General features: G+C 66.4%; 19 protein-coding genes and 2 pseudogenes. 7 read left to right on the forward strand and 14 right to left on the reverse strand.

Annotated features, from left to right (window positions below):
• Window positions 1-115: 115 nt before the first annotated feature.
• Window positions 116-670 (forward strand): annotated as a pseudogene (locus ACNFIA_RS30360) (ATP-binding protein); the annotation flags it as partial.
• Here the strand turns inward: ACNFIA_RS30360 and ACNFIA_RS30365 are convergent.
• The gene (locus ACNFIA_RS30365; RefSeq protein WP_416790798.1) at window positions 667-1,155 is read right to left on the reverse strand and encodes a RidA family protein; all 489 of its coding nucleotides are present in this window, start codon (window positions 1,153-1,155) and stop codon (window positions 667-669) included. The pseudogene ACNFIA_RS30360 and the gene ACNFIA_RS30365 overlap by 4 nt on opposite strands.
• Before the next feature lie 28 nt (window positions 1,156-1,183).
• Window positions 1,184-1,414 carry a DUF1127 domain-containing protein gene (locus ACNFIA_RS30370; RefSeq protein WP_416790799.1) on the reverse strand — a complete coding sequence of 77 codons (231 nt, stop codon included), beginning with the start codon at window positions 1,412-1,414 and terminating at the stop codon, window positions 1,184-1,186.
• 183 nt (window positions 1,415-1,597) lie between these two features.
• Between ACNFIA_RS30370 and ACNFIA_RS30375 the strand changes: the two genes are divergently transcribed.
• Both ACNFIA_RS30375 and ACNFIA_RS30380 read left to right on the forward strand, forming a co-directional pair.
• Complete coding sequence (locus tag ACNFIA_RS30375) at window positions 1,598-3,046, forward strand: PLP-dependent aminotransferase family protein (RefSeq protein WP_416790800.1); 1,449 nt, start codon at window positions 1,598-1,600, stop codon at window positions 3,044-3,046.
• Window positions 3,047-3,128: 82 nt separating this feature from the next.
• Entirely contained in the window at window positions 3,129-3,932 is an 804-nt protein-coding gene (locus ACNFIA_RS30380) for a prolipoprotein diacylglyceryl transferase family protein (RefSeq protein ID WP_416790801.1), read from the forward strand.
• Window positions 3,933-3,941: 9 nt separating this feature from the next.
• Here ACNFIA_RS30380 and ACNFIA_RS30385 read toward each other — a convergent pair.
• Window positions 3,942-5,925: pseudogene (locus tag ACNFIA_RS30385) on the reverse strand (methyl-accepting chemotaxis protein).
• A gap of 409 nt (window positions 5,926-6,334) precedes the next feature.
• Between ACNFIA_RS30385 and ACNFIA_RS30390 the strand changes: the two are divergent.
• Window positions 6,335-7,186 (forward strand): hypothetical protein, encoded by an 852-nt coding sequence (locus tag ACNFIA_RS30390; protein ID WP_416790802.1) that lies wholly within the window; start codon window positions 6,335-6,337, stop codon window positions 7,184-7,186.
• A 64-nt stretch (window positions 7,187-7,250) separates the two neighbouring features.
• Here the strand turns inward: ACNFIA_RS30390 and ACNFIA_RS30395 are convergent, their stop codons facing one another.
• Window positions 7,251-8,303: a haloacid dehalogenase-like hydrolase gene (locus ACNFIA_RS30395; RefSeq protein ID WP_416790803.1), complete on the reverse strand. Its 1,053-nt coding sequence runs from the start codon at window positions 8,301-8,303 to the stop codon at window positions 7,251-7,253.
• Between the two features lie 236 nt (window positions 8,304-8,539).
• Window positions 8,540-9,460: a LysR substrate-binding domain-containing protein gene (locus ACNFIA_RS30400; protein ID WP_416790804.1), complete on the reverse strand. Its 921-nt coding sequence runs from the start codon at window positions 9,458-9,460 to the stop codon at window positions 8,540-8,542.
• Between the two features lie 138 nt (window positions 9,461-9,598).
• On the opposite strand from ACNFIA_RS30400, the gene ACNFIA_RS30405 reads away from it, so the two are divergent.
• The gene (locus ACNFIA_RS30405; protein ID WP_416790805.1) at window positions 9,599-10,993 is read left to right on the forward strand and encodes a NorM family multidrug efflux MATE transporter; all 1,395 of its coding nucleotides are present in this window, start codon (window positions 9,599-9,601) and stop codon (window positions 10,991-10,993) included.
• Here ACNFIA_RS30405 and ACNFIA_RS30410 read toward each other — a convergent pair.
• Window positions 10,990-12,666: a putative bifunctional diguanylate cyclase/phosphodiesterase gene (locus tag ACNFIA_RS30410; protein WP_416790806.1), complete on the reverse strand. Its 1,677-nt coding sequence runs from the start codon at window positions 12,664-12,666 to the stop codon at window positions 10,990-10,992. The genes ACNFIA_RS30405 and ACNFIA_RS30410 overlap by 4 nt on opposite strands.
• 294 nt (window positions 12,667-12,960) lie before the next feature.
• On the opposite strand from ACNFIA_RS30410, the gene rep reads away from it, so the two are divergent.
• Together rep and ACNFIA_RS30420 are read left to right on the forward strand one after the other, a co-directional pair.
• Window positions 12,961-14,970 (forward strand): DNA helicase Rep, encoded by a 2,010-nt coding sequence (rep, locus tag ACNFIA_RS30415; RefSeq protein WP_259758069.1) that lies wholly within the window; start codon window positions 12,961-12,963, stop codon window positions 14,968-14,970.
• A gap of 286 nt (window positions 14,971-15,256) precedes the next feature.
• Window positions 15,257-15,832: a xanthine phosphoribosyltransferase gene (locus ACNFIA_RS30420; protein WP_081515169.1), complete on the forward strand. Its 576-nt coding sequence runs from the start codon at window positions 15,257-15,259 to the stop codon at window positions 15,830-15,832.
• Between the two features lie 333 nt (window positions 15,833-16,165).
• On the opposite strand, the gene ACNFIA_RS30425 is transcribed toward ACNFIA_RS30420, so the two are convergent.
• The 8 genes from ACNFIA_RS30425 to ACNFIA_RS30460 all read right to left on the reverse strand — a co-directional run bounded on the left by ACNFIA_RS30425 (window position 16,166) and on the right by ACNFIA_RS30460 (window position 23,211).
• Window positions 16,166-18,004, reverse strand: a complete 1,839-nt coding sequence (locus tag ACNFIA_RS30425; protein WP_416790833.1) for an acetyl-CoA hydrolase/transferase C-terminal domain-containing protein — start codon at window positions 18,002-18,004, stop codon at window positions 16,166-16,168.
• A 198-nt stretch (window positions 18,005-18,202) separates the two neighbouring features.
• Window positions 18,203-18,631 (reverse strand): c-type cytochrome, encoded by a 429-nt coding sequence (locus ACNFIA_RS30430; protein WP_311197214.1) that lies wholly within the window; start codon window positions 18,629-18,631, stop codon window positions 18,203-18,205.
• Between the two features lie 172 nt (window positions 18,632-18,803).
• Complete coding sequence (locus ACNFIA_RS30435; protein ID WP_259758071.1) at window positions 18,804-19,352, reverse strand: cupin domain-containing protein; 549 nt, start codon at window positions 19,350-19,352, stop codon at window positions 18,804-18,806.
• A gap of 163 nt (window positions 19,353-19,515) precedes the next feature.
• Complete coding sequence (gene alr / locus ACNFIA_RS30440) at window positions 19,516-20,595, reverse strand: alanine racemase (protein ID WP_416790807.1); 1,080 nt, start codon at window positions 20,593-20,595, stop codon at window positions 19,516-19,518.
• 79 nt (window positions 20,596-20,674) lie between these two features.
• Entirely contained in the window at window positions 20,675-21,028 is a 354-nt protein-coding gene (locus tag ACNFIA_RS30445) for a RidA family protein (protein WP_416790834.1), read from the reverse strand.
• The gene (dadA, locus tag ACNFIA_RS30450) at window positions 21,003-22,298 is read right to left on the reverse strand and encodes a D-amino acid dehydrogenase (protein WP_259758075.1); all 1,296 of its coding nucleotides are present in this window, start codon (window positions 22,296-22,298) and stop codon (window positions 21,003-21,005) included. Before dadA ends, ACNFIA_RS30445 begins: the two co-directional genes overlap by 26 nt.
• A 361-nt stretch (window positions 22,299-22,659) precedes the next feature.
• Entirely contained in the window at window positions 22,660-23,004 is a 345-nt protein-coding gene (locus tag ACNFIA_RS30455) for a YdbL family protein (protein ID WP_259758076.1), read from the reverse strand.
• Window positions 23,005-23,019: 15 nt separating this feature from the next.
• Window positions 23,020-23,211: a YnbE family lipoprotein gene (locus ACNFIA_RS30460; protein WP_416790808.1), complete on the reverse strand. Its 192-nt coding sequence runs from the start codon at window positions 23,209-23,211 to the stop codon at window positions 23,020-23,022.
• Window positions 23,212-23,228: the final 17 nt, after the last annotated feature.

Consider the following 23,228-nt stretch of genomic DNA (forward strand, 5'->3'; position numbering starts at 1 on the left):
TTAGGACTCAGAATTTATGACAACCCCAAATATCATTGATCTGAAATTGTCTTACAAATCAGATTAATACATGATTATTTAGGATTTCCAGGATGCCCCTGGGGTAACTAACGGCCAGGTGCTGCGCGAGCCGCTGGAAGGGGGCGAAATCGTCATCGCCCGCGCCAACGGTCGCGTGCGCTTCCCCGCGCGCTTCCAGCTGGTGGCGGCGATGAACCCCTGCCCCTGCGGCTACCTCGGCGACCCCAGCGGCCGTTGCCGCTGCTCGCCGGAACAGGTCCAGCGCTACCGCGCCAAGCTGTCCGGGCCGCTGCTGGACCGCATCGACCTGCACCTCACCGTCAGCCGCGAAAGTACCAGCCTGGCGCCCAGCGGGCCGAGTACCAGCAGCGCCGAGCTGGCCGTTCAGGTCGCCGCCGCGCGGCAGCGCCAGCTCGCCCGCCAGGGCTGCGCCAACGCCTTTCTCACCCTGAAGAAAATGCACCAATATTGTGCACTGAGCCCGGAAGACCAGGCCTGGCTGGAGAAGGCCGGCGAGCGCCTGAACCTGTCACTGCGCGCCCTGCACCGGATTCTCAAGGTCGCCCGCACCCTGGCCGACCTTCAGCAGGCGGAGAGCATTGCTCGTCCGCATCTGGCCGAAGCGCTGCAATACCGGGCGGGGCATTAGCCGGGGCGATCGATCGCAACCGCCAGGAGGTTCAGCTCGACCGTCGCGCCCTTCGGCAACTGGTAGACGCCGACCGACGTGCGGGTGTGCACGCCGGCCGCGCCCAGCACCTCGTACAGCACCGCCGAAGCACCATCGGCCACCTCGCTCAGCTGAGTGAAGTGATCGGCACACTGCACGAACACATTGAGCTGAAGCACCTTGCGCACACGGTCGAGGTCGCCCAACGCCTGGCGTAGCAACGCCAGCGCACGCAGCACACAGACCTTCGCCGCCAGTTGGGCCTCGGCCAACGAGACCTCGCTGCCCGCCCGGCCGGTGACGACGACTTCGTCGCCCACCCGCGGAATCTGCCCGCTGACATGAACCTGATGGGCGTCGATGACAAACGGCACATAGTTGCCGCCGATCTTCATCTCGCCGCTGAAGTCGTAGCCCAGTTCGCCGGCGATCCGTTCGAACGCGGCCGCACGTGTCTCGCTCATGGCCACTCCCTGAAGATTCATTGACCGATCAGCAGCGCCAGAACGGCCGCATCGCTTCCAGCTTGGCCTGCTCGCGGCTGATGCCGATGTCGCGCAGCTGCGCGTCGCTGAGCTCCAGCAGCTGCTTGCGAGTGCGCACCCGGCGCCAGAACTGCTGCCAGCGGCTCTCCTGCAAGCCGCGGGATGCTTCGCGCACGCCGGGGATTTCCAGCAGTTCCTGTTGGTAAAGGGTCAGCCGCACATCGCTCAGGCCGCTCATGTCGTCACTCCTCCAGTCGGTTCTCCGGACGTGGGACTAGCGTGGCGGATCGGCGAAAAGCATTACAGATTCAACCTGGAGAAGTTTTCTCCATACAGAAGCGAGAAAAATCGGTCTGAATGGCGTATTTTTTCTCCATCTGTACTGCATCCAGCCGAAGCCACCCGGCACGGGAGATCTGTCATGAAACGCTATGCGCAACTGGCCGCCACCCTGGGCGAACGCATCGAGCAGGGCCTGTACCGCCCCGGCGACCGTCTGCCCTCGGTGCGCGCGCTGAGCGAGGAGCACGGCGTCAGCATCAGCACCGTGCAGCAGGCCTACCGCGTGCTGGAGGATTCCGGGCTGGTGGAACCGAGGCCGAAGTCCGGTTACTTCGTGCCCGAACGTCGCGAGCTGCCGCCGATGCCGGCCATGACCCGCCCGGCGCAGCGGCCGGTGGACGTGTCGCAGTGGGACCAGGTGCTGGAACAGGTGCGCCGGGCACCGGGCGGCGATTTCGTCCAGCTCGGGCGCGGCACGCCGGATATCGCCAGCCCGTCGCTCAAGCCGCTGCAGCGGGCGATGGTGCACGCCGCACGCCGCACCGACCTGCAGAGCCTGGGCTACGAGGGCATCCAGGGTTCGCTGCCGCTGCGCGAACAGATCGCCCGGCTGATGCTGGATTCCGGCTGCCAGGTGCCGCCCAGCGAGATCGTCATCACCACCGGCTGCCAGGAGGCGCTGGCGATCACCCTGCGCGCCATCTGCGAGCCGGGCGACATCATCGCCATCGACTCACCGAGCTTCCACGGCGCCATGCAGGCGCTCAAGGCGTATGGCCTCAAAGCGCTGGAAATCCCCACCGACCCCAGCAACGGCATCAGCCTGGAAGCGCTGGAGCTGGCCATGGAACAGTGGCCGGTAAAGCTCATCCTGCTCACGCCCAACTGCAACAACCCGCTGGGCTACATCATGCCCGACGCCCGCAAGCGCGCCCTGCTCACACTCGCGGCGCGCTACGACGTGCCGATCCTCGAGGACGACGTCTACGGCGAGCTGGCCTATGCCTTCCCGCGCCCGCGCAGCATCAAGTCCTTCGACAGCGACGACCGCGTGCTGCTGGCCAGTTCGTTCTCCAAGACCGTGGCGCCCGGCCTGCGCACCGGCTGGGTGGTGCCCGGGCGCTACCTGGACCGCATCCTCCACTTCAAGTACATCGCCAGCGGCACCTGCGCGCCGCAGCCGCAGATGGCCCTGGCCGAGTTCGTCGGCGGCGGCCACTACGAGCCGCACATCCGCCGCATGCGCGCGCAGTACCAGCGGCATCGCGACCTGATGACCGAATGGGTCGGCCGCTACTTCCCCGCGGGCGCACGGGTCACCCGGCCGCGCGGCGGCTTCATGCTGTGGGTCGAGTTCGACCCGCAGTTCGACAGCGTGCGGCTGAACCAGGAACTGCGCCGCGACAACGTGCAGGTGGCGGCGGGCAACATCTTTTCCGCCTCGGGCAAGTACCGCAACTGCATCCGCATGAACTACTCCAACCGCGACCTGGTGCTGATCGAGGAGGCCGTGCGCAAGGTCGGCGCCTGCGCCACGCGGCTCACCGCCGAGCTGCAGGAGCAGCACGCGGAGGCGCTGCCCGCCTGAGGCGAAACATTTATCCACAGCCCGGCGCTGCCGAACGGCGACGCCCTGCTGTACCGTGGTTTCCTTTTGCCAGGCATCCGCTTTGACCAGTCTCACCCTCGGCCCGCTGGCCCTGCCCCTGACCCACGTATTGCTCTATCTCGGCTTCTTCGGCGCCCTGCTGGCCGGCTGGCTGGCCGGGCGCAAGCGCGGCGCCAATCCCGAAGGCGCCTTGTTCGCCATGCTCATTGGCGGCCTGCTGGCGGCGCGGCTGGCCTTCGTCGCGCGCTACGTCGAGCAGTACACGGCGACGCCGCTGGGCATCGTGGATATCCGCGATGGCGGCTTTCTCGCGCTGCCGGGAGTGATCGCTGCTGCGCTGATCGGCACGCTGCTGGCCTGGCGCAGGGCGGAACTGCGCCGCCCGCTGGCCGTTGCGGCCCTGGTCGGCGTGTGCCTGTGGGGCGGCGGCAAGGCGGTGACCTCGGCGCTGGACCGCAGCCAGCAGCTTCCCGAGCTCACGGTAATGGACCTGCGCGGCGCCGCCGTGGACCTGCGCGCGCTGGACGGCCGCCCCATGGTGGTGAACCTGTGGGCCACCTGGTGCCCGCCGTGCCGGCGCGAGATGCCGGTACTGGAGGCCGCGCAGAAGCAGTACGGCGACGTGCGCTTCCTGCTGGTCAACCAGGGCGAGAACGCCGAGGCGGTGCAGCGTTTCCTGCGCGACCAGGGCCTGAGCGACGCGGCGGTACTGCTCGACAGCGGCAACCGCCTCGGCCAGGCCACCGGCTCCTACGGCATGCCCACCACACTGTTCTACGACGCCCAGGGGCGCCTGAAGCACAGCCAGATGGGCGAGCTGTCCGCCGCCAGCCTCGAGTACGGGCTGGGCCAGCTCAGGAACTGACGCGCGCGGTCAACGGAACCGCCCGACCTCCTCGCGCAGGCCGGCCGCCAGGCTGTCCAGCTCGCGCACGGTCTGCGCCAGGTCGGCCACCACCTGACGCTGTTCGCTGTTGGCCTGGGCGATGCCCTGCAGGTTGCTGCTGAGCAGGGTCGCGGTGCGGCTCTGCTCCTGCGTCGCGGTGGTGATGGCGGCGAACTGCTCGCCGGCGGCGCTGCTCTGCTGGGAGATTTGCGCCAGCGCGGCGGCAACCTTCTCGTTCAGCGTCAGCCCGTGCTGCATCAGTTGGCTGCCCTGTTCGATGGTCTCGATGGCGCTGCCGGTGTCCTGCTGGATGGCGCCGATCATCTGGGAGATTTCCGTGGTCGCGGCCTGGGTGCGCGCCGCCAGGCTGCGCACCTCGTCGGCCACCACCGCGAAGCCGCGCCCCTGCTCGCCGGCGCGGGCGGCCTCGATGGCGGCGTTGAGCGCCAGCAGGTTGGTCTGTTCGGCAATGGAGGTGATCACCCCGACGATGCTGCCGATCTCCTGGGAGCGCGCGCCCAGCCGGTTCACCCGCTCCACGGTCTGCTGCAGCGCGCCGGCGATCTGCGCCAGCGATGCCGAGGCATCGTCCATCGATTGCAGGCCGATGTGGGTCTGCCGGGTGTTCTCGCTGGCCATGCGCTCGGTGCTGCGCATGTTGTCGGCGATGTCCATCGAGGTGGCGCTGAACTCCTCCACCGCGCCGGCCATGCTGTTGATCTCGCCGGACTGCTGCTCCATGCCGGCGTAGGCGCCGCTGGACAGCCCGGACAGCGAGCGCGAGCAATGCCCCACGTCCTCCGCCGCGCCGCGTACCCGCGCGACCATGCTGGAGAGCGCCTCGCCCATCTGGTTGAAGCTGCGTGCGAGGTCGCCGATTTCATCGTGGCTGGACACCGTGAGGCGCGCGCCCAGGTCCCCAGCGCCCAGCGCCCAGCGCCTGGGCCTGGCGCACCAGGTCGCCCAGCGGGCGCAGGCGGCGACGCAGCAGCCAGGTGGTGGCGACCACCGCCAGCAGCATGGCGATCAGGCTGCCCATGGCCAGCTGGCCGCCGACGCGCCAGGTCACCGCGCGGACTTCGTCCTTGGGCATGCTCGCCAGGACGGTCCACGGGCCACCGGCGAAGGGCTGCGCCAAGCTGTAGAAGTCGTCGTCGCCATCGCTCCAGAAACGTCCGCGACCGGGGCTGTCCAGCAGGCTGGCAAGGCTCTCGGCCGCTCGCTCGGGGTCGCGTGCGCCGGCCGGCGGCACCAGCCAGTGGTGCTGTTCGTCCAGCAGCGCCAGCGAACCGCCCTGGCCGAGGCGGAAACGGCCGAGGTTGTCGAACTGGCGCTTCTGCGCGTCGGTGTAGTCGAAGCCGACGAACAGTACGGCGATGACCCGCCCGCTTCCGTCACGCACCGGGGTGTACTGGGTCATGTAGTAGCGGCCGAACAGCAGCGCGCGGCCGACGTAGCTTTCGCCGCGCATCAGCAGCGCATAGGCCGGGCTGCCATGGTCGAGCACGGTGCCCATGGCGCGGCTGCCGTCCTGCTTGGTCAGCGAGGTGGTGATACGCACGAAATCCTCGCCATCGCGCACGAACACGGTGGCGACGCCGGCGGTGAGCTGGCGGAATTCGTCGACCAGGGTGAAATCGCCGTTCAGCCGGGTGTCCCCCAGGTACAGCGCCGGCGCCTGCAGCGCAGCGACCGGCACACGCTCCTCGGGACGCGCTGTGAGGCCGGCGGCGAAGCGCTGCTCGAACAGCCCGGCGAGGCGTTGGGTGCTCTCGCGCAGGGTGCCGTGGAAGGTCTCCAGCTGGTCCGCCAACAGGCGCGCTTCGCTGGCCAGGTGCTCTTCGCGGGTGGTCAGGGTAGCGCTGTCTAGCGAGCGCAGGGCAAACAGCGTGCTGCCGCTGATCAACAGCATCAGGAGCACGGCCAGGGCCACCGCCAATTGCAGGGCGATGCGGGATCGGGGCTGGTTCATTTTTCGGGTTCTGCGCGCAACGGCATGCCGTCGCCCGGGGTTCGAGGAGCGGCCTGCTTCGGTTCGAGGGGAATGCCGGCGTTGTTCGCCGGTCTGCCCAGGCTATCGGCGGCCCAGGACAATACTTGAGTCATTCACCCGGAATTGGCGTCCCACGGGGCCCTGCCTGGGCCAACCTTGGGCAAAATCCCGAACAGGATCGGACAACTGCGAATTGCCTTTCAGCCAAGTACGAAGGGCCAGAACGCCCTCGCGAATGTTCTGAAATGTCCACCCGGTAACGCTGCACGAGCTGACAGTCCCGGCGCCGTCTCGCGCTTTACCTTGCTTCTTGATGAGTCGCCCACGGCAGCCTGCGAAGCGCTGCGAGGGCGTAACGGATCAGCACTGGCCATCAAGGAGCATGAACATGGGACTGCTTAGTTTTCTCGGCATCGGCAACAGCGCCTCGAACTCGGCGCTGGGCAAGCTGAACTTCAATCTGAACCTGGCGACCCCGACTACCGGCGTCTCGGTTGGCACCGTCGTGAACACCGACGCCACCAAGGGCACGGCCCAGGTGGCGGTCGCGGTGAAGACCCAGGACGCCAGCGGCTCGGCGGTGGACGTCGGCGTGAACACGCAGGTCAATGCCAGCCCATCGGGCGTTTCCGGCAAGGTCGACGTGGGCGTCAAGGTACTCAATGACCTGATCAAGGTCGTCGACGTGACCAACAACACCCTGTTCAACCTCGGCAAGGAATCGGGGGTTGTCCAGAACACCACGGATGTCGCCACGCAGAGCGGCGACACCACGACCCACACCCACGTCGATGCCGCTCTCGCCGCCACTCCGAACGGCGCCCTCGGCAAGGCGGACGTTGCCGTGAAGGTGCTGGACGGGCTGGCCACGGCGGTCAATCTCATCAATTCCTCGCAACTGGAGGCCGGCAAGGAAGGCGCCGCCGGCAAAACCGACCTCGGCCTGCTGGTTCAGCACGGGATCAAGAGCACGGCCGTGCTGGTCGACAGCTTCTTCAACACCGACTGCCAGTCCTTCACCGGCAAGTCCGATGTGAACGTGGCGACCCAGGGTTCGCAGGCGCTGACCGGCGTGAAGCTGGCCGATCTGCTGCAGGTCGGCCAGGCTGCCATCGAGTTCGCCGGCGACCATGCCGTGAGCGTGCAGGCCAAGGCGGCGGACGCGGCCGCCCAATCGCTGTTCCACTCGGCCAGCGATCTTCACGCGGCCCTGCCGCTGAACCACGACGTCATCGCGTAACCCCGCGCTGAACGCAAACGCCCGGCCATTTCTGCCGGGCGTTTGCGTTCCAGGGGACGCGCCGTTACTGGATGTCTTCCGGCGTGACGATCACCCAGTTCTTGTCGGCAGTGACCGGCTGGCCGAGCTTGGCCTGGGCGTCGGCATTCTTCTTGATCATGCCGTTCAACTGGTCCATGTACTTGGCCTTGCGGTTGATCCACAGGTGCACGCCGTTCTCGGCGGTGCCGTTGAACAGCATGTAGCCATCGCTGCTGGGCGTGTCGCCGCCCACCAGGATCGGTTTCTTCCACTGGTCGATGTAGGTGAGGATCGCCGCCTGCTTGCCGGCCATCCAGGTCGCCGGGGTCCACAGGTAGGGAGTGATCTCCAAGTCCTGGTTGGCCTTGGGATCGTACTTGCCTTCGGCGATCTGCTTGCGTGCGGTGGTCAGGGCGCCGCTCTGGCGGTCCTTGAGCAGGGTGGTGACGCCGATGACGTTCTCGGGCTTCACGTTGTAGCCGTACTTGGGATCGCTGGCGACCATGCGCACCAGTTCCTCGTGGGCGGCGGTCATCACGTAGACCTCGATGCCGTTCTCCATCAGCTTGTTGTACAGCTCGGTCTGGCCGGTGAAGACCTTGGGCGGGTTGATCTCGATCGTCTTGACCACGTCGCCTTCGTAGTAGGTGCTGGGCACCGGCTTGCCGTAGGCCATCAGCTCGTCGACGTAGCCCTTGAGCTCCTTGAGGGTGAAGCCGGAGAACACCTGGGCGACCCACGGATAGCAGACCAGGTCGTCCACTTCGCAGAGGCGGTAGTAGTAGCTGTTGAGGCTTTCCTTGTGGCCGTTGACGTCCTTGAAGGGGATCAGCTTGAGCGAGGGGTCGAGCTTCTCGCGGGTCAGCACGCCTTTCATTTCGAGGAAGGGCAGCAGCGATTCCTCGAGGTCGTAGCGGTAGCTGGTGTTGTCCATGTCGAAGACCGCGAAGGCGCCCTTGTTGGCGTTGGCGGCAATCAGGGCATCGAGCTGCTTGGCGGCCGGGGCGGGCCAGTGTTTCAGTTCGGTCGCGGCGAAAGAGGTGCTGGCGAGGCCGGCCAGGAACAGGCCGGCAAGCAAGGTGCGCATGGGCTTCATGGAGTTTCCCCGAGTGGTGGTTGGCGAGCTTTATTGGAATCGGCGAGGCCGTCATCGGTCTTCGCTGGACTAGTCCAGCCATGACCCTAGCAAAGCGCTGTTTCAGCTCTGCGACGGCAGCGACGTAAAGCGTCGCGACGGCGGCAGGACGTATCCATCCGCGCCATGGGGTTTTGCCAGCAGCGACGGCCGGGCAGTCCAGCGCGCGGCGCGGGTGGCCGGGCGAGTCGCCGGACTCAGTCGAGCAGCGCCACCGGTGGCAGTTGCATGGCCTGCACCTCGGCCTGCAGGAAGTCGCGCAAGCGGCGCAGCCGCTCCTGGTTGCGGCGTGCGCGGGGCCAGACCAGGTAGTAGCTTTCGCCGCTGGCGACCGCACTGGGCCAGGGCAGCGCCAGGCGCCCCTGGCTGGCATCTTCGGCGACCATCACCAGATCGCCGATGGAAACGCCGTAGCCGCGGACGGCGGCGACGATGCCCAGCTCCAGGGTGTCGAACACCTGCCCGCCCTTGAGCGACACCTTGTCCCCCAGCCCCATGCGCTGCAGCCAGCGCCGCCAATCGCGGCGGTCGGGCGTGGGGTGCAGCAGCTCGGCGCCGGCCAGGCGCTCGGCGTCCCACGGGCCGTCCGCCATCAGCTCCGGCGCACCAACGGGAATCAGCCATTCGGGAAACAGCAGCGTGGCCTCCCAGTCCGGCGGGAAATGCCCGGCGCTGAGCAGCACGGCGCAATCGAAGGGCTCATGGACGAAGTCCACCCGGTCCACGTCCATCCAGGCGCTGGTCAGTTGCACCTCGCTGTCGCTGTGCTGCATGCGGAACTTGCTCAACCGCGCCAGCAGCCAACGCATGGTCAGGGTCGAGGGGGCCTTCAGGCGCAGCACGCCCTCCTCGGCGCGCAGGCTGGCGCAGGCGCGCTCCAGCGCATCGAAGCCATCGCGCACGCCGGGCAGCAGCATCCGCGCCGTTTCGGTCAGTTCCAGTTGGCGGCCGCGGCGCTGGAACAGGCGGCAGGCGAAGTGTTCCTCCAGGGTCTTGATGTGCCGGCTCACCGCGCTCTGGGTGATCGCCAATTCCTCGGCGGCACGGGTGAACGACGCATGCCGGGCCGCCGCCTCGAAGGCGCGCAAGGCATACAGGGGCGGCAACTGGCGATTCATGGCGGGCCTCCAATGACACAAAGCATGAGTATGACTCATGAATGGCATCGCATTTTTCCTTTTGTGCCCGCCTCCACGGCCGCCTGAGAATGAGCGACTCCCATCGATGCGGCGCCTGCCGCTTGCTGAGCCTGACTCATGAAACGCCCGTACCGTGACGAACTTGCCGCCATCCTCCGCCTCGCCGGCCCCCTGATCGCCGCGCAGCTGGCCTACGTGGCCATGGTGTTCACCGACACCGTGATGATGGGCAAGCTCGGCCGCGAGGCGCTGGCCAGCGGCGGCCTGGGCGCATCGACCTACGCACTGGTGTCGACCTTCTGCGTCGGCGTGGTGGCGGCCACCGGCAACCTGGTGGCGATCCGGCATGGGGCGAAGGACGCTCGCGGCGTGGTGCAGGCGACCCAGGCCGGCCTGTGGATCGGCGGCGCGCTGGCGATGCTGGCGGGCCTGCTGCTGTGGAACCTCGGGCCGATCCTCATCGCCTTCGGCCAGGCGCCGCAGACGGTGGCCGGCACCATGAGTTTTCTGCACAGCATCGTCTTCGCCCTGCCCGGCTACATGGCCTTCATGGTGCTGCGCGGCTTCACCAGCGCCATCGAGCGTCCCGGCCCGGTCATGGCCATCAGCCTGATCGGTGCGCTGGCCAACCTGGCCCTCAATTATGCCTTCATCGAGGGCCTGTTCGGCCTGCCGCGGCTGGGGCTGGCGGGCATCGGCATGGTCACCGCGGTGGTGATGAACGCGCTGCCGGTGATCTTCGCCTTGTACCTGCGCTGGCACCGGGCCTATGCGCCCTACCCGCTGCTGGCCGGGCTGTCGACGCCGGATCTCAAGGTGATTGGCGAATCCCTGCGCCTGGGCATTTCCATCGGCGGCACCTATGCGGTGGAGTCGGGCATGTTCACCGTGGCGACGCTGTGCATGGGGGTGATCGGTAGTACCGCGCTGGCGGCACACCAGATCGCCATCCAGTCGGTGTACGTGGCCTTCATGGTGCCCATGGGGATTTCCTACGCGGTCACCTTCCGCATCGGCCAGCACTACGGCGCCGGCCGGCTGGTCGAGGCGCGTCGCGCCGGGCGACTGGGCATCGGCGTCGGCGCCAGTGGCATGTTCGCCTTCGCAGCACTGTTCTGGCTGGCGCCGGAGCTGGTCATCGGCCTGTTCATCGACCACCGGGACCCGGCCAACCGCGAGGTGGCGCAGCTGGCCGTGAGCCTGCTGGCCATCGCCGCGTGGTTCGAGCTGTTCGACGGCACCCAGTGCATCGCCATGGGCGCGATCCGGGGCCTGAAGGACGCGCGCACCACCTTCTTCGTCGGGCTGGCCGGCTACTGGCTGGTGGGTGTGCCCATGGCACTGCTGCTGACCTTCCCGCTGGGCTGGGGCCCGAGTGGCGTGTGGTGGGGGTTGGCGTCCGGGCTGGCCTGCGCGGCCATCGGCCTGACCCTGGCCTTCGAGGCGAAGACCTCGCGCCTGCTGCGCCCGCACATGGCCGGCGCGGTGCGGGCCGTGCCAGCTTGCCGCTAGCTGACCGAGTCCTGCAGGCGCAGCGCGCGGTTGGCGCCGAACACCAGGAAGCGCGCCAGTTCCGCCAACGGCAGCGGGCGGCTGATCCAGTAGCCCTGCACCTGGTCGCAGCCGAACTGGCGCAGTTCATCCTGCTGGGCGGCGGTTTCCACGCCCTCGGCGACCACTTCCAGGTTGAGGTTGTGCGCCAGGTTGATCATGGCCCGCACCAGTTGCAGGTTTTCCGGGCGCTCGTGCATGCCACCGACGAAGCTCTTGTCGATCTTCAGCAGGGTGATCGGCAGGCTGTTCAGGTGCACGAAGGACGAGAAGCCGGTGCCGAAGTCGTCCAGCGAGAAGCGCACGCCCAAGCGGCCGAGCGCCTGCATGGTCTGCAGGACCTGGTCGCTGCGGCGCATCACGGCGGTTTCGGTGAGTTCGAATTCCAGCCACTGGGCGTCGACACCGCGCTCGCGGATCAGGCGCTCCAGGGTCGGCAGCAGCTGGCTGTCCTGGAACTGGCGGAACGACAGGTTCACCGCCATGTGCAGCGGTGGCAGGCCGCGCCCGCGCAGCCACTGCATGTCGCGCAGGGCGCGGGAGATGACCCAGTAGCCCAGCGGCACGATCAGCCCGCTTTCCTCGGCCAGCGGCACGAAGTCGCCCGGCGTCAGCAGGCCGCGCTCAGGGTGGCGCCAGCGCACCAGCGCTTCGAGGCCGACGATCTTCCCGCTGTGCAGGTCCAGCCGCGGCTGGTAGTGCAGCTCCAGTTCGTCGCGGCGCAGCGCCCGGCGCAGCTCGCTTTCCAGGTCGGCGAGGCTGCGTGCGCCACGGTTGATGCGCTCGTCGAAGACGTGGAAGGTGCAGCCCTGGCGCGACTTGGCCTGCTGCATGGCGATGTGCGCGTGCCACAGCAACGGGTCGGCGGCTTCGCCGGCGCGGGCGTGGGCCATGCCCAGGCTGCAGCCGAGCAACAGGCTTTCGCCCTCCACCCAGTAGGGCTCGCCCAGGGATTCGACGATCAGCTCGGCGATCTTTTCCACCCGCGCCGGGTCGCGGCGGGTGTCCAGCAGCAGGGCGAATTCGTCACTGCCCAGGCGGGCGATGTCGTCGCCACTGTCCAGGTGCGCCTTCAGCCGCGCCACCACCTGCAGGATCAGGCGGTCGCCGGCCTGGTGGCCGAGGGCATCGTTGACGTGGCGGAAGTTGTCCAGGTCCAGGTGGCCCAGCGCCAGGCCGCGCCCTTCGCTCTCGCTCAGGCGGGCGGCGAGGAGGGTCTGGAAGCCCTGGCGGTTGGCGATGCCGGTCAGCGGGTCCTGCTCGGCCAGGCTCTGCAGGGTGTTCTGCAGCGACGTGCGTTCGCGCACGTAACGCAGGGTGCGGCGCAGGACTTCGACGCTGAGGGATTCGGCCACCAGATAATCGGCCACGCCCACCGGCTCTTGCGCGGGCTCGCGCTCCAGCAGCAGGACCTGCGGCAGATGGCACTGGTGGGCGGACGGCAGCTTGCCGGGCGTGGCGAGCACCAGGCCGACCTGGTCCTCGTCGAACAGGGCGCTGGCGGCCTGCCAGGACGGGGCCGTGATCAGCGAATAGCCCTGTCCCAACGCGGCCAGATGCCCGCGCAGTAGCTGGGCCCACTGCGGCGCTTCCGCCAGCAGGAGCAGGCGCGTTGGTTCAACCGACGCTGCCAAGCGACCCCCATGTATCTCGAGAAAGGGGAGAAACTCCAGGCACCGTCCCTGCGCCCATTTCCCCCGGTTTTGAAGCGACGCCATCCGGACTTCCCACGGATGCAAACGAAACTTCAGAGAAACTCTTAAGAGTTTTCTTCAAGTATTGCTGTCACAAGCCTAATACATGTACAGATTTATCCAAAACACATAAGTACGATCGTGTCACAGATCGCCGCTATTCCGAGCGGCACCCCGACGCCTGGCGCGGCCTGCTAGAATACGCGCCCGCTTCGCTACAGACCCCCGCCTTTCATGTCCCGACTCAATCCCCGGCAGCAAGAGGCCGTGAACTACGTCGGCGGCCCGCTCCTGGTGCTGGCCGGCGCCGGCTCCGGCAAGACCAGCGTGATCACGCGCAAGATCGCCTACCTGGTGCAGCAGTGCGGCATCCGCGCCCAGTACATCGTCGCCGTGACCTTCACCAACAAGGCCGCCCGCGAGATGAAGGAGCGCGTCAGCACCCTGCTGCGCCCCGGCGAAGGCAAGGGCTTGACCGTCTCGACCTTCCACAACCTGGGCCTGAACATCATCCGCAAGGAACATGCGGCCCTGGGCTACAAGCCCGGCTTCTCGATCTTCGACGAGAGCGATGTGAAGGCGCTGATGACCGACATCATGCAGAAGGAATATTCCGGCGATGACGGTCTGGACGAGATCAAGAACCTGATCGGCGGCTGGAAGAACGATCTGATCCTTCCGGAAGAGGCGCTGGAAAAGGCGCGCAATCCCAAGGAACAGACCGCCGCAATGGTCTACCTGCACTACCAGCGCACGCTCAAGGCGTACAACGCGGTGGACTTCGACGACCTCATCCTGCAGCCGGTGAAGCTGTTCCAGGAGCACCCGGAGATCCTCGACAAGTGGCGCAACCGCGTGCGCTACATGCTGGTGGACGAGTACCAGGACACCAACGCCAGCCAGTACCTGCTGGTGAAGATGCTGGTGCAGCAACGCGCACACTTCACCGTGGTGGGCGACGACGACCAGTCGATCTACGCCTGGCGTGGCGCGCGTCCGGAAAACCTGATGCAGCTCAAGGAAGACTTCCCGTCGCTGAAAGTGGTGATGCTGGAGCAGAACTACCGCTCCACCAGCCGCATCCTCAAGTGCGCCAACATCCTCATCGCCAACAATCCCCACGTGTTCGAGAAACAGCTGTGGAGCGAAATGGGCGAAGGCGACCCGATCCGCGTGATCCGTTGCCGCAACGAGGAGGCCGAGGCCGAGCGGGTGGCCATGGAGATTCTCACCATCCACCTGAAGACGCAGCGGCCCTACAGCGAATTCGCCATCCTCTACCGGGGCAACTATCAGGCGAAGCTGATCGAGCTGAAACTGCAGCACCACCAGATTCCCTATCACCTGTCAGGCGGCACCAGCTTCTTCGGACGCCAGGAGGTGAAGGACCTGATGTCCTATTTCCGACTGCTGGTGAACCCGGACGATGACAACGCCTTCCTCCGCGTGATCAACGTGCCGCGCCGCGAAATCGGCTCCACCACCCTGGAAAAGCTCGGCAACTACGCCACCGAGCGCGGCTGCTCGATGTTCAACGCCATCGAGGAAATGGGCCTGTCCGAACGGCTGGACGCCCGCTACGTCGAGCGCCTGCAGCGCTTCAAGCGCTTCATCGACAAGGTCCGCGAGCAGTGCGCCGGCAGCGATCCGATCGGTGCGCTGCGCAGCATGGTGATGGACATCGACTACGAGAACTGGCTGCGGCAGAACGCGTCCAGCGACAAGGTCGCCGATTTCCGCATGGGCAACGTCTGGTTCCTCATCGACGCGCTGAAGAACACCCTGGAGCGTGACGAAGAAGGCGACATGACCATCGAGCAGGCCATCGCCAAACTGGTGCTGCGCGACATGCTCGAGCGCCAGCAGGAAGAGGAAGAAGGCGCCGACGGCGTGCAGATGATGACCCTGCACGCCTCCAAGGGCCTGGAATTCCCCTACGTGTTCATTCTCGGCGTGGAGGAGGAAATCCTCCCGCACCGCTCCAGCATCGAGGCCGATACCATCGAGGAAGAGCGCCGCCTGGCCTATGTGGGCATCACCCGGGCGAAGAAGAACCTGGCCATGACCTTCGCCGCCAAGCGCAAGCAGTACGGCGAAATCATCGACTGCTCGCCCAGCCGCTTCCTCGACGAGCTGCCGCCCGAAGACCTGGTCTGGGAAGGCCAGGAAGATGCACCGCAGGAGGTCAAGGTGGCCAAGGGCAACTCGGCGCTGGCGGATATCCGGGCGCTGCTCAAGCGCTGAGCCTGGGTTTTTATTGCAGCGGATAACCCGTTCCAGGTTGTTCGCCCTGCGCCCATGGCGGGCTGGCGCGTAGGAGCGGACTCCGTCCGCGATTGTCATCCGGTGGCCACCGGCCTGCCGGCCGGATCGCGGATGAATCCGCTCCTACGTCGAGGTGTACCTTTCCGCCTATCGAAAAACTGTCCATTCGATCAGCAATTGCATTGGTCGGAACGTCGCGCACAAGGCCGATGGCGTTGTAGAATTACGCGCTTCATCAGCGACAGCCGCTTCGGAAGCTCCCCCCGTGAACACTCTCAAAGACAAAATTCGCAGCGAAGGCATCGTTCTTTCCGAACAGGTCCTCAAGGTAGACGCCTTCCTCAACCACCAGATCGACCCGGCGCTGATGAAGTTGATCGGCCACGAGTTCGCCGAACGCTTCAAGAACCAGGGCATCACCAAGATCGTCACCATCGAGGCCTCGGGCATCGCCCCGGCGGTCATGGCCGGCCTGGAGCTGGGCATCCCGGTGATCTTCGCCCGCAAGTTCCAGTCGCTCACGCTGAAGAACGACCTGCTGATCTCCAAGGTCTTCTCCTTCACCAAGCAGACCGAAAGCACCATCGCCATTTCCGCCAAGCACCTGACCGCCGCCGACCACGTGCTGGTGGTGGACGACTTCCTCGCCAACGGCCACGCCGCCAAGGCGCTGATCGACCTGATCCAGCAGGCGGGCGCATCCGTCGCCGGCTTGGGCATCGTCATCGAGAAGTCCTTCCAGGAAGGCCGCGCCCTGCTGGAAAGCGAAGGCTACCGTGTGGAATCCCTGGCCCGGGTGAAATCCCTGGCCAATGGTCAGGTCGAGTTCCTCGAGGACTGATCCGGCGCTCCACGAAAAAGGCGGGCCCCTGACCGGGCCCGCCTTTTTTCATTGCTGGCCTCCTGTAGGAGCGGGCCATGCCCGCGATCGCGCGTAAAACGCGCTCCTACAGCAACGCAAGCGCTTCGGCCGCCTGCCGGCGGTTCACGGGCATGGCCCGCTCCTACAGTGATACTCCAGCGTTCGGGCCTGTCTCACGCCAATCCTCTGGACGGTCCGGTGCAGGATGAAACCTCAGCGTCAGTCGGCACAATCTGCTCCCTCTCCCTCCGGGAGAGGGCTGGGGTGAGGGGGAACGTCGGCAGCAACTTGTCAGAAAGAAGACAGTTGCTTCTACAGGCTCGGTCGGCTGGCTTTCAGGCCGGCCAGTACCAGCCGCTGGTACAACTCCTCGCGCAGCCCCTCCGGCTTCGCCAGCCCCATGCGCTCCAGGTGTTGCGGGAACGCCTCCGGCTCCGGCGCATCCAGGGTCGCCTTGCCCAGTTCGAGGATTTCGCTCAGCCGCAGCTTGCTCTTCAACCAGCCCAGCGCCCGCAGCAGGTCGCGCTCGTGCTCGGTGAAGTCGCAGCCCAGCGGAAATTCCGGCAGCAGCGTGCGCAGCCCCTGGGTCGCCTCGCGCAGGCGCTGCGGGGTGTTGTGGCGGTAACACGCGTCCAGTTCGAACTCCTTCGGCAGTTTGCCGGCGTCCTGGGCCTGGGCGATCAGTTCGTCCTGGAAGCGCGAGTCGGCGATGGCGAGCATCGCGGCGATGACCTCGGCGTCGTTCTTGCCGCGCAGGTCGGCGATGCCGTACTCGGTCACCACCATGTCGCGCAGGTGCCGGGGAATGGTGGTGTGGCCGTAGCTCCAGACGATGTTGGAACTCAGCTCGCCTTCGGATTCGCGCCAGCTGCGCAGCATCAGGATGGAGCGCCCGCCTTCCAGCTCATGGGCCTGGGCGACGAAGTTGTACTGCCCGCCCACGCCGCTGAGCACCCGGCCGTCTTCGAGCTGGTCGGCGACGCCGGCCCCCAGCAGGGTCACGGTGAAGGCGCTGTTGATGAAGCGCGCATCGCGCCGCTGCTGGCGCTTGAGCTCCTCGTCACGGTAGAGGTTGTTGACGAAGCCGATGCCGGTCATGCCGATCCCGGCCAGCGCCTCGCGGGGCATCTCGCGCAGGCGCTGGTAGAAAGCCTGCGGGCCGAGGAAGAAGCCGCCATGCAGCCATACGCCTGGCTCGGTGGGCGAGGCCCCCGGCCTTGCGGCGACGCGCCGGCTCAATACGCCGGCCTCGGCCAGCGCCAGCAGGCCGGGGACGAACATCTCGCTGCAGGCGTACAGGCCCTGCCCGAAGGGAGCCAGCCCGCCGTCGCGCTCGATCAGCCCGGCGTGGCGGCTGGTGGAGTCGAGGCGATCGAGCAGCGCGCGGTAACCGTCGTTGTTGCGCTGGCGGGTGAGCAGCGCGGAGGTCAGCGCGTCGCCCATGGAGCCGATGCCGACCTGCAGGGTGCCGCCGTCGCGCACCAGGGCGCTGGCGTGCAGGCCGATGCAATGATCCTGCAGCCCCACCGGCAGGTTGGGCGTGGAGAACAGCGTACTGCTGTCGCCCGGCGCGTCCACCAACAGGTCGAAGAGATCCTCGTCCACCTCGGCGTCGCCGGGCATGTAGGGCAATTGGTCGTGGACTACGCCGATGGTGACGATGGTTTCCCCCGCCGCGCGGCGGCGCTGCAGCATCGGCAGCAAGTCCAGGGTGATGTCCGGGTTGCAGGCGAGGCTCAGCTTGCCCGGCCGCGCCGGGTCGCGGGCCACCAGCTGGGCGACGGCGTTGACACCCTTGGCGTTGATGTCGCGCGCCACGTGGCTGTAGTTGCAACTGATGTAGTTCTGCTGCGCCGGGGCGCTGTCCAGGAGGCTGCCGGGTTGCAGGTAGAACTCCTCGACGCGGATGTTCGCCGGCAGGCTGCCGCTGCGCAGGTCATGCAGGTAATCCAGCTCGGGATAGTCGCCGTAGATGCGCTCGACGAAGGGCTCGAGAAAACGCCGCTGCAGCTCCCCACCGGCCTGCGGACGCCCGAGGGACAGCGCGGTGTAGAGCGTCAGCTGCCGGCGCGGGTTCTCGCGGATGTGCCGGTACAGCGCGTTGGCCAGTTGGTTGGGCTTGCCCAGGCCCAGCGGCAGGCCGAGGCGGATGTGTCCGTCCAGGCGTTGCAGCAGGTGTTCGACGGCGGTTTCGATCGAGCAGGATTGCACCGGTTTCGCTCCTGGTTCGTTTCAACGACAGGAGTTTGGACCGGCAGGAAGCAAAAGTTGCTCCCGTGACTCATCCGGTGACATATCGCGGGCATGAAAAAGCCGCCCGTGGGCGGCTCCTTCGCACAGGTCGGCGGCTTACAGGCCGGACATGTGGTGAATCGCAGCTTTCAGCTCGTCATCGGAGCAATCAGCGCAGGTGCCCTTGGGCGGCATGGCGTTGATACCCGAGATGGCCTTGGCCAGCAGGCCGTCGAGGCCGCCTTGTTCTTTCGCACGCTTGCCCCAGTCAGCCTTGTCGCCGACTTTCGGCGCGCCCAGCAGGCCGCTGCCGTGGCAGTTGGTGCAGACCTTGCCGACAATCTCTTCGCCCGAACGCGGGGCACCGCCGCCACCGGCAGAAGCGACGGCGCCAACGCCTTCGCATTCCTTGCCCTGGACGCAGACTTTGCCGACAGGTTCGAGACGCTTGGCAATGGCGTCATCGTTGGTCGCGGCCTGAACGCTCACTGCCCACAGGGCCAGTACGGCAGCTTGGGCTGCCAGGATTTTTCTAATCAGGTTCACCCTTTCACCCTCATCGTGGCTTATCACGCCCGGTCGCGGTGCAGTCACAGTCTCGGGCCGCGCGAGCGGGCGCAAGTATAACGGCAAAGCCGGGAAGCTCGAAACAATTGCACTGCCTTGCAGGCCTTTGCGGCATTAGGTCGCAGCTGGTCTGGCCGGTCCTACCGGCTGTTCAAAAATTTGCCGGAGTAGTCGCGCTGATCAGCCGCGCCGGGGCTTCGAACGGGTTGCGGAAGCGGTGCGGCTTGGTGCTGTCGAAATAGTAGCTGTCGCCGCACTCGAGGACGAAGGTCTCGTCGCCAACGGTCAGTTCCAGGCGGCCTTCGACCAGCACGCCGGTCTCTTCGCCTTCGTGGGCGTACATGTCGTCACCGGTGTCGGAACCCGGCGGGTAGGTCTCGTCGAGCAGGGTGATGGCGCGGCTGGGATAGTCCTTGCCGATCAGCTTCATGATGATCGAGCCACTGGACATGTCGCTGAGTTCGTCTGCCTTGTAGACCACCGGAGTGTTGCTGCTCTGCTCCAGATCGAGGGAAAAGAACTCGACCAGGGACATCGGAATACCACCCAGCACTTTCTTCAGCGAGCTGATGGAGGGGCTGACGCTGTTCTTCTCGATCATCGAGATCGTGCTGTTGGTTACGCCCGCCCGTTTGGCGAGTTCGCGCTGGGACAAACCTTTGAGCTTACGGATGGCTTGCAGACGAGCACCGACGTCCAAGGGTGGGGTCCTCCTTATTCTTGTGATCAGGCAGGCTCTGAAAGGCAGAACCCGCAACGGCTTGAGCCGAGCGGGTTCCAAGTGCCACGTATCATGGCAACACCGTTCAGTATTTACAACAGATCGCCCGACGATCCTGCGCAAACTTTACGGGCGGTATCCGTCACTCGCCCAGGTAGACCCGCGGAACGCGCTTGAGGTTGCAGAACAGCTGGTAGGGGATGCTGCCGCACAGGGCGGCCAGCTGGCTGGCGGTGACGTTCGGGCCCCAGAGTTCGACGCGGCTGCCCAGGCCGGCCTGGGGCAGGTCGGTCAGGTCCACGGTGAGCATGTCCATGGAAACGCGGCCGATGATGCGGCTGGGCTTGCCGTCGATGAACACCGGCGCGCCATCCGGCGCGTGGCGCGGATAGCCGTCGGCGTAACCCATGGCGACCACGCCCACGCGCACCGGGCGGTCGGCGATGAAGCGCGCTCCATAGCCCACCGGCTCGCCGGCCGGCAGTTCGCGGAGGCTGATGACCTGGGATTCCAGGGTCATCACCGGGCGCAACTGGTCGGCCATCGGATGCGCCTGTTCGAAGGGAGTGGCGCCGTAGAGCATGATGCCGGGGCGCACCCAGTCGCTGGGCACGTCCGACCAGCCGAGGATGCCGGGGGAGTTACGCAGGCTGATCTCGTGGCCCTGGCCTGCGGCTTCGTGCACGGCCTGGAAGGCGGCGACCTGCTCGCCGGTGCGCGGGCAGTCCAGTTCGTCGGCGCGGGAGAAGTGGCTCATCAGCACGACCTTGGCCACCTGGGGCAGCGCTTTCAGGCGCGCCAGCGCGGCGGCATAGTCCTGCGGGAAGAAGCCGACGCGGTGCATGCCCGAGTCCATCTTCAGCCAGACCGTCAGCGGCTTGCTCGGGCGCGCACGTTCGATGGCTTCCAGTTGCCAGGCCGAATGCACCACGCACCAGAAGTCATGGGCGTCGATCAGTTCCAGTTCGCTGGCCTCGAAAAAGCCTTCGAGCAGCAGGATCGGCACGCGGATGCCGGCTTCGCGCAGTTCCAGTGCTTCCTCGATGCAGGCCACGGCGAAACCGTCGGCCTCGCCTTCCAATGCCTTGGCGCAAACGACAGCGCCATGGCCGTAGGCGTCGGCCTTGACCACCGCCAACGCTCGGGCGCCGGAGACTTCACGGGCCAGGCGGTAGTTGTGGCGCAGGGCAGCGAGGTCGATCAGGGCACGGGCGGGACGCATGGCGAAGCTCTCTTATGGTGGGTGGAACAAAACGACGGACGAAAAAAACCCGGCGCTCCGGCCGGGCCACGCAAAACGATCAGGGCAGTGCGGCGACGACGGAGATCTCGACAAGGATCTCCGGGTAGCACAGCGCCGCCTGGACGGTGGCGCGCGCCGGGGCGCAACCCTGCGGGACCCACTGGTCCCAGACGCCGTTCATGCCGGCGAAGTCGGCGGCGACGTCCTTGAGGTAAATGGTTGCCGAGAGGATCCGCGACGAGTCGGTACCGGCCTCTTCGAGCAGGCGCTCGATGCGGGCGAGGACGTCGCGGGTCTGCTGTTCGACACCGGCGCTGAGGTCGTCCGCCACCTGGCCGGCAAGGTACACCGTGCCGTTGTGGACGACCGCCTGGCTCATGCGCTGGTTAGTGTGCAGGCGCAGGATGGCCATCATGGGCCTCCGAGGCAGCGCCGTAGCGGGAGATGTCCAGGCCCTCGGTGCTGATCTGCGGGCGCTTCTTGGCCATCAGGTCGGCGAGGTAGCGGCCCGAGCCGCACGCCATGGTCCAGCCCAGGGTGCCGTGGCCGGTGTTGAGGAACAGATTGCGGTAGCGGGTGGCGCCGACGATCGGGGTGCCGTCCGGGGTCGCCGGGCGCAGACCGGTCCAGAACTCGGCCTGGCTGACGTCGCCGCCTTCGGGGTACAGGTCGGTGGTGATCATTTCCAGGGTGGCGCGGCGACGCGGGTTCAGCGACAGGTCGAAGCCGGCGATCTCCGCCATGCCGCCGACGCGGATGCGCTGGTCGAAGCGGGTGATCGCGACCTTGTAGGTCTCGTCGAGGATGGTCGAGGTCGGCGCCATGTCCGGGTTGGTGATCGGCACGGTCAGCGAGTAACCCTTGAGCGGGTAGACCGGGGCGTCAATGCCCAGCGGCTTGAGCATCTGCGGCGAGTAGCTGCCCAGCGCGAGCACGTAGCGGTCGGCGGTGACCAGTTGGCCATCGACCCACACGCCATTGATGCGGTCGCCGGCGAAGTCCAGGCGCTGGATGTCCTGGCCGAAGCGGAATTCCACGCCCAGGGCCTTGGCCATCTCGGCCAGCTTGGTGGTGAACATCTGGCAGTCGCCGGTCTGGTCGTTGGGCAGGCGCAGCGCGCCGACCAGCTTGTCGGCCACCTTGGCCAGGGCCGGTTCGACACGGGCGATGCCGGCGCGGTCGAGGACTTCATAGGGCACGCCGGTGCTTTCCAGCACGGCAATGTCCTTGGCGGCGGAGTCCAGCTGGGCCTGGGTGCGGAACAGCTGGGTGGTGCCCAGGGAACGGCCTTCGTAGCTGATGCCGGTCTCGGCGCGCAGTTCGTCGAGGCAGTCGCGGCTGTACTCGGACAGGCGCACCATGCGTTCCTTGTTCACCGCGTAGCTCTTGGCGTTGCAGTTGCGCAGCATCTGCCACATCCAGCTGTACTGGCTCGGGTCGCCGGTCAGCTTGATGGCCAGCGGGGCGTGGGTCTGCAGCAGCCATTTCATGGCCTTGAGCGGGATGCCCGGGGCAGCCCAGGGCGAGGCGTAGCCAGGCGACACCTGGCCGGCGTTGGCGAAGCTGGTTTCCAGGGCCGGGCCGGGCTGGCGGTCGACCACGACCACTTCGAAGCCGGCACGGGCGAGATAGTAAGCACTGGCGGTACCGATCACACCGCTGCCAAGCACCAGAACGCGCATCTTTGCCTCCTACGTCGCGCCAGGGGCGCGGACGTTTCTTATTCTGAACGTAGATGCGCGCAGTATAGGAAGTCAGGCTCAGCGATATTCACTGATTGCGATGCGCTATTTGAGGAAAAATCCTGGCAAAAGTCGCTTTCACGGAGGGACATCCACCAGGATTACAGCATTTTCGCCGGAGACCGAGTGGTCGAGGATCTGGCGAAATTTTCACCAGATCCAGAGGAAATAGCGAACAGAGGTGGATCGGCCAGAACTTCTCGCGTCCAACCGATCCGCAACGGGAATTACCTGCTTGCGGCGCCGTGCCGCGGGCTCGCCACCGGAGGCGGCGGCGAGCAGGGAATTCCCCTTGGCGTGCCTACTTGCGCACCCACTGGCCGTTGACCTGCACGTACTGCCCCGACGGCGTACGGTCGATGGCCTTCTTGCCGGCCAGGGCTTCCACGTCCTTGAGGGTGGCGCCGCTCTGGCTGGCGACCTTCTGGTACTCGGCACGGCGTGCGGCGTTGATCTGCGCGGCGATGTCGGCGGCCTCGCCGCCATTCTTCACGACGCCCAGGTAGCCGTCGGCCTGCTCGCCGACCAGGCCCTGGGACTTGGCGCCACCCAGGGCGGACATCGCCTGTTCCAGGCTCATGGCCATGACCGGCAGGCTCAGGCAGAGGGCGACCAGTGCGACGCCCAGTTTGCGGTGCAATCTCATGCAAAGGCTCCTTGTTTAGAACAGGCCGCTGTTCTCGTTGATGATGCCGTCGAGCGCCTTGTCGACCTTGATGTAGATCTCGTGCTCGATCTTCACGTTGAGGTTGATGTTGATCGGCTCCTTGGGCGCCGCCAGCTGCACGGTGGGCGTGCAGCCCTGGACGAAGCCGGCCAGGAGCAGTAGGGCAAATAGGGCGCGAAGGCGCATGTCAGGGTCTCCTTGCG

Origin of the sequence: Pseudomonas sp. NY15437 (assembly GCF_048068435.1) — a bacterium.
Taxonomy (GTDB): Bacteria; Pseudomonadota; Gammaproteobacteria; order Pseudomonadales; family Pseudomonadaceae; genus Pseudomonas; species Pseudomonas nitroreducens_B.

Coding starts and splice junctions, on each gene's coding strand:
- ACNFIA_RS30365 (WP_416790798.1), bottom strand. CDS start 1,155: ATGAGCGAGACACGTGCGGCCGCGTTCGAACGGATCGCCGGCGAACTG.
- ACNFIA_RS30370 (WP_416790799.1), bottom strand. CDS start 1,414: ATGAGCGGCCTGAGCGATGTGCGGCTGACCCTTTACCAACAGGAACTG.
- ACNFIA_RS30375 (WP_416790800.1), top strand. CDS start 1,598: ATGAAACGCTATGCGCAACTGGCCGCCACCCTGGGCGAACGCATCGAG.
- ACNFIA_RS30390 (WP_416790802.1), top strand. CDS start 6,335: ATGGGACTGCTTAGTTTTCTCGGCATCGGCAACAGCGCCTCGAACTCG.
- ACNFIA_RS30395 (WP_416790803.1), bottom strand. CDS start 8,303: ATGAAGCCCATGCGCACCTTGCTTGCCGGCCTGTTCCTGGCCGGCCTC.
- ACNFIA_RS30400 (WP_416790804.1), bottom strand. CDS start 9,460: ATGAATCGCCAGTTGCCGCCCCTGTATGCCTTGCGCGCCTTCGAGGCG.
- ACNFIA_RS30405 (WP_416790805.1), top strand. CDS start 9,599: ATGAAACGCCCGTACCGTGACGAACTTGCCGCCATCCTCCGCCTCGCC.
- rep (WP_259758069.1), top strand. CDS start 12,961: ATGTCCCGACTCAATCCCCGGCAGCAAGAGGCCGTGAACTACGTCGGC.
- alr (WP_416790807.1), bottom strand. CDS start 20,595: ATGCGTCCCGCCCGTGCCCTGATCGACCTCGCTGCCCTGCGCCACAAC.
- ACNFIA_RS30445 (WP_416790834.1), bottom strand. CDS start 21,028: ATGGCCATCCTGCGCCTGCACACTAACCAGCGCATGAGCCAGGCGGTC.
- dadA (WP_259758075.1), bottom strand. CDS start 22,298: ATGCGCGTTCTGGTGCTTGGCAGCGGTGTGATCGGTACCGCCAGTGCT.
- ACNFIA_RS30455 (WP_259758076.1), bottom strand. CDS start 23,004: ATGAGATTGCACCGCAAACTGGGCGTCGCACTGGTCGCCCTCTGCCTG.
- ACNFIA_RS30460 (WP_416790808.1), bottom strand. CDS start 23,211: ATGCGCCTTCGCGCCCTATTTGCCCTACTGCTCCTGGCCGGCTTCGTC.